8 protein-coding genes are annotated in these 11,500 nt (G+C 48.0%); 3 read left to right on the top strand and 5 right to left on the bottom strand.

The features are described from left to right. The 5 genes from QVO66_RS03000 to QVO66_RS02980 all read right to left on the bottom strand — a co-directional run. Positions 1-780 (bottom strand): Clp protease N-terminal domain-containing protein (locus QVO66_RS03000; protein WP_288172498.1); only part of this gene is annotated, 780 nt, incomplete at its 3' end. A 771-nt stretch (positions 781-1,551) separates the two neighbouring features. Continuing rightward, complete coding sequence (locus QVO66_RS02995; RefSeq protein WP_021853917.1) at positions 1,552-3,951, bottom strand: TonB-dependent receptor; 2,400 nt, start codon at positions 3,949-3,951, stop codon at positions 1,552-1,554. Between the two features lie 206 nt (positions 3,952-4,157). Further along, positions 4,158-5,048 (bottom strand): YitT family protein, encoded by an 891-nt coding sequence (locus QVO66_RS02990; protein ID WP_021853916.1) that lies wholly within the window; start codon positions 5,046-5,048, stop codon positions 4,158-4,160. A 130-nt stretch (positions 5,049-5,178) separates the two neighbouring features. Then, a complete protein-coding gene (locus QVO66_RS02985; protein WP_021853915.1) occupies positions 5,179-6,087 on the bottom strand; it encodes a YitT family protein in 909 nt (302 codons plus the stop codon). 336 nt (positions 6,088-6,423) lie between these two features. Further along, complete coding sequence (locus QVO66_RS02980) at positions 6,424-7,263, bottom strand: helix-turn-helix domain-containing protein (RefSeq protein ID WP_021853914.1); 840 nt, start codon at positions 7,261-7,263, stop codon at positions 6,424-6,426. A 223-nt stretch (positions 7,264-7,486) separates the two neighbouring features. Here QVO66_RS02980 and QVO66_RS02975 point away from each other — a divergent pair, with 223 nt between their 5' ends. The 3 genes from QVO66_RS02975 to QVO66_RS02965 all read left to right on the top strand — a co-directional run bounded on the left by QVO66_RS02975 (position 7,487) and on the right by QVO66_RS02965 (position 11,484). Next, positions 7,487-8,806: a TolC family protein gene (locus QVO66_RS02975; protein WP_288172496.1), complete on the top strand. Its 1,320-nt coding sequence runs from the start codon at positions 7,487-7,489 to the stop codon at positions 8,804-8,806. 100 nt (positions 8,807-8,906) lie between these two features. Next, a complete protein-coding gene (locus tag QVO66_RS02970) occupies positions 8,907-9,947 on the top strand; it encodes an HlyD family secretion protein (protein ID WP_021853912.1) in 1,041 nt (346 codons plus the stop codon). Position 9,948: 1 nt separating this feature from the next. Next, the gene (locus QVO66_RS02965; protein ID WP_021853911.1) at positions 9,949-11,484 is read left to right on the top strand and encodes a membrane protein; all 1,536 of its coding nucleotides are present in this window, start codon (positions 9,949-9,951) and stop codon (positions 11,482-11,484) included. Positions 11,485-11,500: the final 16 nt, after the last annotated feature.

Here is an 11,500-nt window from a genome sequence, read left to right as displayed (position 1 = left end):
GACGCTCTTCAGACGTTCCTCAAACTCTCCTTTATATTTAGCTCCGGCAACCAGCGCACCCATGTCGAGCGAGTAGAGCTGCTTGTCTTTCAGGTTCTCCGGCACGTCGCCGCGTACTATACGCTCAGCCAGTCCTTCAACTATGGCAGTCTTACCGGTTCCCGGCTCACCTATAAGTATAGGGTTGTTCTTTGTACGGCGTGACAGAATCTGAAGTACACGACGAATTTCCTCGTCACGGCCAATCACAGGGTCGAGTTTGCCCTGACGTGCCTCCTCAACCAGGTTCTTGGCATATTTCTCCAGGCTCTGATAGTTTTCGTCAGCCGACTGCGACTGCACTTTCTGTCCCTGCCTCAGCTCGTTTATAGCTGCGCGCATCTCCTTCTCAGTGCATCCTGCATCCTTCATTATGCGGCTTGCCGTAGAGTTTACATCAAGCAATGCCAGCATTACAGGTTCAACGCTGACGAACTCGTCGCCCATTTTCTGCGATATGTCTACGGCCTTCTGAAGCACGCTGTTGCTCTCGTTGCTGAGATAAGGCTGTCCGCCCTGAACCCGTGGCAAGCGGCTAATCTCACGGTCAACCACTGTCTCAACCTGCATGGCGTTTACACCGAGTTTCTGAAACAGGAAGTTGGTGACGTCTTTAGCCTTGTTCATAAGGCCCTTGAGCAGGTGGACCGGCTCAATCGACTGCTGTCCTGAGCGTTGTGCGGTGTTAACTGCCTCCTGAACAGCCTCTTGCGCTTTGATTGTGAATTTGTCGAATGTCATATAATAGTCTCCTTTCTTTTCTTTTTCTTATTTGTTATTCCTGAATACAATCTTTTTACGATTGTCTGCTATCAGAGAATCAAAATACATGCCCGTAGCTCATCTCTGACATTTTGTCTTATTTGTATGACAAATTTTCAGTCTGATTGATTCTCTGCTGCTGTATACATAATTAATATATAATGCCGGCTTCGTTCTGTTTGGCATATTGTCGCCCTTTGATGCTATGGCCTTACACTTTGATTTCTGTTGAGGCTCTCATACTGCAATATTTGAAAATTAAAATCATTTGGCCGTGAAAATGCCCTGAAAACGTGTGCAAACGTAAGTCGGTGTGTTACATGTCGTTATGCAGGTAGCGCCGTATATGTGCAATGTTTTTTGTCCTAAATGGGACAAAAAAGCCTTTATTTCAATAAAAGAACAGGTTGGTTTTCATGCTGAAAGCTGCCCGTTTCCGGGTAAAAAGTTGCCGAGTTGTTTTATAAAAGCTTACCTTTTATGTCCGGATGTAAATATTCTTTATCATCATATGGCGCATAGCCTGTCTGATTTTTCTATTTCATCAGAAAATCATGACAAAACTAAAGTGACATAATGATGTGGCTTTTGATGAATATGCTTTCATATTGGTTGATGTTGCATGTGCGCTTTCTGCTTGTTCGGGCGTACAGATGTGATTGGTTTTGGATAAATAAAAACGCAGAAGTTATCAACAGCTTCGATATTGTCTGTTGATAACTTCTGTGTGAATGTATGTTTCTGTATATGTCAGAAGCGCACTGTTATGCCGATGCTGGGCAGCAGCGTGCCGCTGTCCTGACTGATATACTTCATCTTGTAGCGCTGTTCGGCTGCCGGAGCGTCAGGATTTTCAATGACGCCAGTGCTCATCAGCACGTCGGGCTGGCTCAGAACGCTCTTTGTTATGTTCTGTATGTCGAGATAAAAGCCGAGCATCCAGCCTTTGAAGTAATAGTTTTTGTCTACGCGGATGTCAAGTTGTGCAAAGGCGTCAAGACGTTCGGTGTTAAATTTCGAATAGTCGTAATACGGGCGTCCCTGTGCGTCCCATGCCTCCACAAGCGACGACTTTTCAACGTCATACGGCGTATACGGACTGCCGCCTATCGCACTCAGCTTGGCTCCTATGCTCCAGTTGCGCGGCAGCTCGTAGGTGGCGCTCACGTTGGCAATGAAGCGGTTGTCCCATGCCGAGTTGATATATCCAGCGTCTGAGTTGTTCTTGTATTGACTCTTGAATAATGTGAACGACGCCATAGACACCAGTTTGCCCGGTATCTGCCAGCGCATGGTGGCTTCGAGGCCGTAAGCCCTGCCCTTGGCCGACGAAACGAGCAGCTCGTTGCCCACAACGCCATAGTCGTTGCCCTTGCATGAGAGCGGAATGTTGTCGGCAACGGAGAGCGGAATGTCAGTGTAATGTTTGTAGAAACCTTCCAGACTCACCGTTATCTGCTTGCCCGGTGTCCATTCTACGCCCAGCGCCGCGTTCTTTACGCGCATATATTCGAGCGACTTGTTGGCCAGTTGGCCGTTTTCGTCCTTATATCCCAGGGCTGTGTATGGTGGCAGCTGATGATACATTCCGGCGCCGATGTTGACGGCCCACGACGGCAGAAACTTGTAAGACAATGATAATGTGGGCGAGATGTGCTCCCAGAAGCGCGCTGTTATGTTAGAATAAGAGCATCCGTCGAGGCGCAGGCCCATGTTGGCCGTAAGTCTTCCGTCTTCACTCGTATAGCGCGCCGAACCGTAGGCTGCCCATCCTGCAAAGTTGATGTCGGTTGAGTATTGCGATATTGAGCTTTCGTTGTGATAAACTTTTTGGTATGTGTGGTCGTTGTAGAAGGCATACCATGCTTCAACGCCCTCGCGCCATGTCCAGCGGTCGTTATATGTGCGGTTTTCGGCTCTCAGCGACAGCTTCTGTTCGCGCGAACTGAGGTCGAGCGTAAGGTTTTCGGGAGTCGAGTCGTCGTTGTTGCGGTATTTAAGATTCTGGTTGCCCAGATAGTTATAGCCGAGCGAAACCGTTGTTACGTTCTTTCCGGCATAATGTTTATAAGATGCACCGAGCGTAAACGTCTGCTGCGTTATGCGGGGCAGGTAGCTCAGCATGTATTCGGCGTCCTCTCCTTCTTGGTCAGTATTTAGTTTCATGTTGTCGATGCCCGTAAGCCCGAGGAAAGTTATTTCGTCTTTCTTGCCCAGTTTGGTCTTTATCTTAAACTGTCCGTCTATGTAGTTTGGCAGGAAGGGCAGGCCGATCATCTTGAAGAGCAGTTGCAGATACGACTGGCGCACAGAGAACAGATATGTAGTGTTGCTGCCGAAGTGGCCCATGCCGCTGAGCGACACTTCTGATGCTCCGAGAGTGGCCTTGAAAGAGTTTTCGTCGGTGTTGCCGTCGAGCAGACTTATGTCCATCACCGAGCTTAATGCGCCGCCGCGGTCAGCCGGAAATGCGCCTGTATAGAACTGCACTTCGCGTATAAGGTCGGCGTTTAGTATGCTCACCGGGCCGCCAGACGCACCCTGAGTGGCAAAGTGGTTGATGTTAGGTATCTCTATGCCGTCCATGAAGAAGCGGTTTTCCGACGGCGAGCCGCCCCTTACGATGAGGTCGTTGCGATAGCCGATAGGAGAGAACGATACGCCCGGCACCGACCTCACAATGCGCGAGATGTCGCGGTTGCCGCCCGGACTCTTCTCTATCTCGCCGAGTCCTATTATCTGCATGCTCACCGGACTTGGCTTTACGCGCCTTATCACGGGCACGCTAACCGTAACTTCGTTGAGATGCTTTGAGTCTTCGTCAAGCTCAATCTCTATCGTAGGCATCTTTGCCGACACGAAATATTCGGCAGACAGCACGCTCTTGTAGCCTATGCACGTAACGTAGAGCCGGCAGATGCCTGGATTGACGCCGCTTATGACGAACACTCCGGTGGTGTCGGTGGCAGCCCCGACGCCCTGCAGACCCTGCACCGATACGCTTGCGCCTATGACAGGCTCGCGCGACAGTCTGTCTACGATGCGTCCGCGCACCGTAAACTTCTCTGATTCGGCATGCATGGCCGTTATCTGGAAGATGCAAATAAGGATGAATGCTATTCGCTGAAATGTGTGTAGAATGTATTTCATATAAATAATACAGAAGTTTTAAAAATGTAGTCGTGTCTGTTGATGCGTTCTGCGAAAGGCATCTGGCACTGTAATAAAACGAAGTTAACGGACAAATCGCCATGTAGGAGATATAAAAACTGTTGTCCGTTAACTTCGTTCGTTTCTTTTGTCCGGCTATTATTCTTTTCTTTGCCGGCTATGCTTGGGCCATGTGGCCGCAGGCATTATTTCATCTTGTCGAAGCCTTCGCCGAACACGCCGTGGCAGAATGTCTGTGAAACCATGGCATGGGGGTCGATATTCTTAATGTAGTGGAATATTTCCTGAGACTCATATTTTCTTGCCAGAACGATAAGTATGTCCACTTCCTTCTTTGAATACCAGCCCTTGCCCTCAACAACGGTAACACCTCTGTGGGCGCTTTGGTTGATCTGGTCTGCAATCTTTTCATAATCCTTTGATATGATGATAAACTGCACAGTCTGGCGTGAACCGTTGACAACGTAGTCGCAGACATAACTTGCAATCAGAGTGAAGGCGATACCGTAGACGATTGTCTCGGTGCTGTGGAACAGCAGATAAGATGAGCTGATAATCGTAATGTCGATAAACTGCATGGCACGTCCGAAGCTCAGGCTGAAGTATTTGTTCAGCAGGGCTATCAATATATCGGTTCCTCCTGTAGAGCCGTTATGCGAGAACACCAGACCGAGGCCTCCGCCGGCCATTGCACCTCCGAGAATAACATGCATAAACTTGTCTTCGCCGGCCGTGATTATGGGATATGCCTGGAACAGGGGCTGAAGTATGCCCACAAATACCGACATGATAGACACGCCGATGATGGTTCTGATGATAAACTGCTTGGTGAGTGCCTTGCAGGCAATGATAAGCATAGTAACGTTAAGCACCCAGATCGAAATACCGGGAGGAAATCCGAAGGCATAGAACAGCAGCGCCGATATACCGGAAACGCCTCCCATCACAACCTGTTCGGGAAGGATAAAGGCCGTATATCCGAATGAATAAAGTAATATTCCAAATGTAAGGAAAAAAAGATCTTTATAAAAAGAATTCTTTACTTCGGCCTTGCCCTTTTTTTTGATATCATTCATAATAATTATGGTTAAAAATTAAAAAAACTATCACTTTCATGTACAGCGGCAGAAAATGACCTGTTGCTGTACATGAAAGTGTTATATCACGAATATGTGTGTATTTAATACTTTCAGAATTATATGTAGACTATTTTATCTTTTCGAAGCCTGCCCCGAACACGCCGTGACAGAACGTCTGTGAAACCATCGCGTTAGGATCGATCTGTTTGATGATAATCATCAAGTCCTGAAGCTCGTATTTATGCGCGAGGATTATCAGCAGCTTGACATCGTTCTTTGTATACCAGCCCTTACCCTCTACGACCGTTACGCCACGATGCATGCCTCCTGACACATTATTGGCGATTTCCTGATATTCTTTAGATATTATCAGCAGCTGCACAGTTTGCTTTGAACCGTTTACCACGAAGTCGAGCATGAAACTTACCACTAATGTGAACACGATACCGTAGATGATTGTTTCCACGCTGTGGAATACAAAGTAAGATGAGCTTATGATTGTGAAATCTATGAACTGCATGGCGCGGCCGAAACTGATGTTGAAATATTTGTTAAACACCGCCATCAGTATGTCTGTTCCGCCTGTAGAACCGTTGTGTGTAAAGACGATGCCAAGTCCTGTTCCGCAGAGCAGTGCTGCAATGAGGACATGCATGAATTTGTCTTCTCCGGGAGTTATAATCGGGTGAGCGGTGAAGAAAGGCTGAAGGAAGCCCACACAGAGCGACAGCATCGTGACGCCTATCACCGTCCTTATTACGAACTGGGGTGTAAGAGCCTTGATTGCTATGATGATCATCATGGCATTGAGCACCCAGATGGAGATACTGGGAGGAAAACTCGTTGTGTAGTAAATGAGTGCTGAAATACCGGCAACGGCTCCCTGCACAACTTTTTCAGGTAATATGAATGCTGTGTAGCCTGTAGCATACATCAGTACTCCGACAAAGAGAAAAAAGATGTCTTTGCCTTGCTGCTTCCAGTTCGTTTGGGCGATAATGTTAGTTATCTTGTTCATATCAATGATTGTTTTCATGGCTTTCACATATTTTTCATAATGTCTTGGCGCAAGTCTTTGCGTGCGTAAGAGTTTAGACTATGTGGTATGCCGCATGTCTGTTATTTATTTTTTTGCAAAGATAGTTTAATTTTGCAAAGTCGCAAAGAAATATTGACTAAATGATAGAGGGTTTTTGCATTAAATCTGATAAAAAAATAAGTGTGGTCAGCCGCCTCTGAATGCATGCTTTTGGCATATTGTTTTTGTTATGCGTCAACGGATGATAATATGCATACGCTTAGTCGGAAATATGTGCCAACTATGCTTCAAACAAGCGTCGCAGTTTAACAAAAATGTAAGGCCTGTCAGGCGTCATTGTTGCTTGATATTTTTTCTGAATTGCTGTGGCGTAAGACCGGTGTGCAATTTGAAATAGCGACAGAAGAACGACTCGTCGCTGAACTTGAAGTCCCATGAAAGCTGCTTGACGCTTTTCTCACTGTTACGCAGCTGCAGTTTTATCTGCAGAGTTACATATTGGTCTATAATATTTTTTGTAGTGTGTCCGGTCATATTTTTTACAATGGTGTTAAGATATTTCGGCGTTATGTTAAGCTTTCCGGCATAGAAAGCCACGTCGTGCGACTTCATGTAATATTGTTCGAGGTCTTCCATGAACATGTTGAACAGTTCGTTGGTGCGTCTTGAGCCGTAGCCTTCAGGCTCCTCGTGCCTGTTGCGCACCATCCAGTCGTAGAAACCGAGAAAGAAGGCCTTGAGCTGGTAGAGCACAAGCTGGTCGAGACATGTACAGTCCTTCTGTATGAAATACAGTCTGAGCAGGCTGAACATGTTTTCAATTATCAGCGTAACCACCTGTTTGTCTGTGCGGCATCTGTCCTTGCGCAGCAGAGAGTACACGGTTTGCTCCAGTTGCAGGCTCGCCTCCCTCAGCATCGTCTTGTCGTAGCGCAGCATTTCCACCTCAAAGTCGTCCGAAACATTGTGCAGCATCACCATGTCGTTCGGGAATAGTGTTATTACGGCATCCTTTTTCAGATGCCAGTCTTTAAAGTCGATGCGCATTGTTGCCGTGCCGCCTTTACATAATATTATTGCACCATAGTCTATAACGTTCGATTCTGCTTCAAGTTCTTTCAGCGATGTTGTGCAGAGCTGCGCCTTGTCTGATGCGAATGTTTCAAATTTCATGGGCTTGTCGTATGTTGCTTTTACTTATGTCTGAAATATGCATATCTCCGTTTTGTGCTGCAAATATCGCTATATTGAGTGACAAAACACCACGTTTGTTCCGAAAAGTCCCATTTCTCGCGAAAAAATTAAAATCATTTAATTGTTAAATAGTCTTACCTTTGCACCCGGTTTCAGACCATTTCTCTGGATTAATGGAAAATATAGTGAAAATATAAAAGTGATGATTAGATGTAAATTTGTTTATGCCGTATTGTCCGGCGCACTGCTTCTTCAGTCAACAGATGCATTGTCGCAGACGCAGCGCACAATGACGGTGAGCGAGTTGTTTTCTCTTGTTGAGACGGGCAGCAGACAGTTGCGTGCCCAAAAGTCGGAAGTCGACGTGGCACATCATGCCATTTCGGAGGCAAAGAGCCGGCGTCTGCCTGATGTTAATGCTTCGTTGTCCGTTAGTTATAACGGCAACGTGCTTATGACCGACCGCGATTTCAGCAATGCCAAAGGCATCACCCAGCCACACTTCGGCAACAGTTTTGCGCTCGAAGCTCAGCAGGTGGTTTATGCCGGAGGAGCCATCAACACGGGCATACGCCTTGCCGAACTTCAGAAAGAACAGGCAGAGACAGGCGTTGCCCTCAGTCGCAGTCAGCAGCGCTTCATGGCTCTCGGTCAGTATCTCGACTTGGTTAAGCTGTCTAACGGAATGAAAGTTTATGACAGCAACATTGCGCTTACCGAAAAACTTATTGCCGATATAAAGGCAAAACATGAAGAGGGCATAGCGCTGCGCAACGACGTTACACGATATGAACTGCAGATGGAGTCGCTCAAACTCGGACTGCGCAAGCTTCAGGATCAGCGCAGCGTGCTAAACCATCAGCTCTGTAACACCCTCGGACTTACTTCGGATGTTGTAATCATGCCCGACACAGCAGAACTTAAAACCGCATCAGACAATGGCAACGAGGCCGACTGGCAGAGCCGGGCATCAGTTTCGTCGCCGTTGCTGCGCCAGTCGAAACTCGGTGTAGATATGGCCCAGCAACAATTGCGCATGGCAAAGAGCGACCTTATGCCTAAGGTTGTGGTGTTTGCTACTGACAATTTCAGCGGTCCGTTCACTTACGACTTGCCGCCTATTGACAACAACTTCAACATCTGGTATGTCGGTATCGGCATAAAATATTCGCTCAGTTCGTTGTTCAAGGGCAACAAGACGGTGCGCAAGGCTAAGGCGCAGATTGTGCAGAGCAACGAGAATCATGCCGTTACGGCAGAGAGTGTAGACAACCAGATGCAGCAGGCATACACGCTCTATCGCCAGTCGTTTGTCGAACTGCGCACACAGCAGAAGAGCGTAGAGCTTGCCGCTCAGAACTATCAGGTGGTCAGCGACCGCTACATGAGTCAGATGGCGCTGATAACTGATATGGTCGATGCATCTAACATAAAGCTTAACGCCGAACTTCAGGAGGTTGACGCACGCATAGGCACCATTTACGCATACTATAAAATGAAGTATATTGCAGGTGAAATCTGATAAGGCACCTGTGTAAATACATAAAAACAATACCGGCCGCACTGCCTGAACCGATACAGGTACGGCTACGGACAGAAATTACAAATAACAGACATAAGATATGAACAACAAGAAACTTATAAAAAGAATATACAATGTAGTAATCATACTGTTGCTCATCGGAGCAATAACGTATGTCGTAACCCGCTTTGCCCATCCGGCAAACACAGAATATACAGACGACGCACAGGTGCAGCGCCACATAACACCGATAAACACACGTGTGCAGGGATTTATCAAGGAGATACGCTTTGAGGAATATCAGCACGTGAAGAAGGGCGACACGCTCGTTATCATCGAAGATGCCGAATATCGTCTTCAGCTTGCTCAGGCAGAGGCCAGCTATCGCGGCTCACGTTCGGGCTCTTCTGCCATATCAGCCGGAATGAACACTACGACGAGCAACGTAAGAGTGGCTTCTGCTGGCATTGAGGAGGCTAAAGCCGACATGGACAACGCCCGCCGCGACTATGAGCGCTATGCCTCGCTGCTGAAGAAAGACGCTGTTACCCGTCAGCAGTATGACAACGCGCTGACAAGATATAAGGCGGCGAAGGCACGTTACGAGCAGGCAAGCGCAAGCCGCCGCTCTACATCGCTCGTAAAGAACGAGCAGGCTCACCGCCTGAGTCAGAACACGGCAGGCGTAAGCGTGGCCGAGGCTGCCGTAAATCTTGCCCGTCTTAACCTTTCTTATACGGTTATCGTGGCTACAAGCGACGGAGTGATGGGCCGAAAGGACATTCATGTAGGTCAGCTCGTTCAGCCCGGACAGATGCTCGCACGTATTGTGGACGACGATCAGGTGTGGGTTATTGCCAACTATCGTGAAACACAGCTGAAGAACATCTCTATAGGCGATGCTGTTGAGTTTACTGCCGATGCCATTCCGGGCGTTACATATAAAGGTGTGGTTGAGTCGCTCAGTCCTGCCACGGGCTCGGCTTATTCTATGGTGCCTGCCGACAATGCCACGGGCAACTTCGTGAAGGTAGAGCAGCGTGTGCCGGTGCGTATAGCCATTGTAGGAAAGAACAGCGAGACCGACCTGAAGAAACTCCGTGCCGGACTGAATGTTGAAACATTGGTAATGTATAAGTGATATGCCGCCGATTCCTACAGGACCGTTCACGATGCCGATGATGAACGGCTTCGTGCCCAAGAAAATACAGCCGTGGATATATGTCTTCTTCGCCTTTCTGTTTCAGTTGGCAGGAGGCATGTATGCCGGAGCTATGCCTCACGTGATGGGCGACATGTGTATCATGCGCGAGGATGTTACGATGATTGTGCTGTGCGGCGTTATAGGCGTTAACATGCCTTTCCCTTTCCTTTTCCGCTTCAAGTTCAGGTTCACCAACCGCCAGCTGCTCATAACGGCAGCTCTTGCCATTGCCGCATGCAACTGGCTGTGCATGTACACCGAGTCGGTGCCCATGCTGTGCCTTCTCTCTTATGTTGCAGGATTTTTCAAACTCTGCGGAACGTTTGAGTGTATGTCTAATATACAACTGTGGATGACATCAAAGCGCGACTTCACAATATTCTTCCCGTTGCTTTATTGTATTGTTCTCGGCGACATGAGTCTGTCGTCTTGGATAACCGTCCACCTTACATATATATTCCAGAGCTGGTATGCCATGCACTGGGCTATGACGGGCGCAATGCTCTTCATTGCGCTAATGGTGTATGTGCTCACCCATGATTTCCGCTTCATGAAGCCGCTGCCGCTGATAAGTCTCGACTGGCTGGGCTGCGTGCTCTGGTCGGCTTTGTTGATTGAAGTAGTGTTCCTGTTCAATTACGGCGAGTATTACAACTGGTGGGACGGACGTCCGTTTCGTGTAGTTACGTTCATGGTGCCCGTGACGTTCTACTTTGCGTTGCAGCGCATGCGCCACATCCGCCATCCCTATATAGCCCCTGAGGCATGGCTCTATAAGCGTCTGCTGCCCCTGCTTGCTGTGTTTGCGCTGGTTGAACTTATCAACTCAACCCCTAAGATATTGCAGAACACGTTTACGTCGGGCGTGCTCCATTTCGGCGCAATATCCATGTCTGTGTTCTATCTTGTCGAGTGGGTTGGCACTATATGTGGATGTCTGTTCGTGATGTTCTGGATAAAGGTGCTCAGGCAGAAGTTTACGCGCCTGCTCACCGTAGGACTCATGTCCCTGCTGGCTTATGAGGTGCAGATGTATCTTATGATTACGCCCGGTCTTGACATTGCGAGCTTCTATCTGCCTATATTTTGCAGAACCTTCGGCGTGGCTATATTCTTCACAGCCCTTACAATATATCTCGAAGAACTGATGCCGTTTCAGCATTTCTTCATGGGGCTAACCATGGTGGGCTTCATCCGCAACGGCGTGGTTGACACTATATGTTCGGGTATATACAGCTTTTCGCTCAGGCATCACATAGCAGAAAACTTTGCGCGCGCCATGCCGTACGATGCCACGCAGGTGATACTCGTCAGTCTGAAACAACTGTTCGGCGTTACGTGCATCATAGCCACAGTTGTGCTGCTCATCTTCCTTGTATGGGACATTCAGCCCGTTAGGGATACGCTGAAAAGGATGCCTTACTGGAGCGTTGTCGGCCGTCTGCTCCGCAGGCAGATGTCGTCAGGCAAGTAGGGCAGGGAGACTGTTA

It is taken from the genome of Prevotella sp. CAG:255 (genome assembly GCF_000431195.1).
GTDB lineage: Bacteria > Bacteroidota > Bacteroidia > Bacteroidales > Bacteroidaceae > Prevotella > Prevotella rara.
This window is presented reverse-complemented; position numbering and strand designations above follow the sequence as displayed.

Excerpts from the sequence above, each read along its gene's own strand:
- QVO66_RS02985 (WP_021853915.1), bottom strand. The coding sequence starts at position 6,087 with ATGAAAACAATCATTGATATGAACAAGATAACTAACATTATCGCCCAA.
- QVO66_RS02995 (WP_021853917.1), bottom strand. The coding sequence starts at position 3,951 with ATGAAATACATTCTACACACATTTCAGCGAATAGCATTCATCCTTATT.
- QVO66_RS02980 (WP_021853914.1), bottom strand. The coding sequence starts at position 7,263 with ATGAAATTTGAAACATTCGCATCAGACAAGGCGCAGCTCTGCACAACA.
- QVO66_RS02990 (WP_021853916.1), bottom strand. The coding sequence starts at position 5,048 with ATGAATGATATCAAAAAAAAGGGCAAGGCCGAAGTAAAGAATTCTTTT.
- QVO66_RS02970 (WP_021853912.1), top strand. The coding sequence starts at position 8,907 with ATGAACAACAAGAAACTTATAAAAAGAATATACAATGTAGTAATCATA.
- QVO66_RS02965 (WP_021853911.1), top strand. The coding sequence starts at position 9,949 with ATGCCGCCGATTCCTACAGGACCGTTCACGATGCCGATGATGAACGGC.
- QVO66_RS02975 (WP_288172496.1), top strand. The coding sequence starts at position 7,487 with ATGATTAGATGTAAATTTGTTTATGCCGTATTGTCCGGCGCACTGCTT.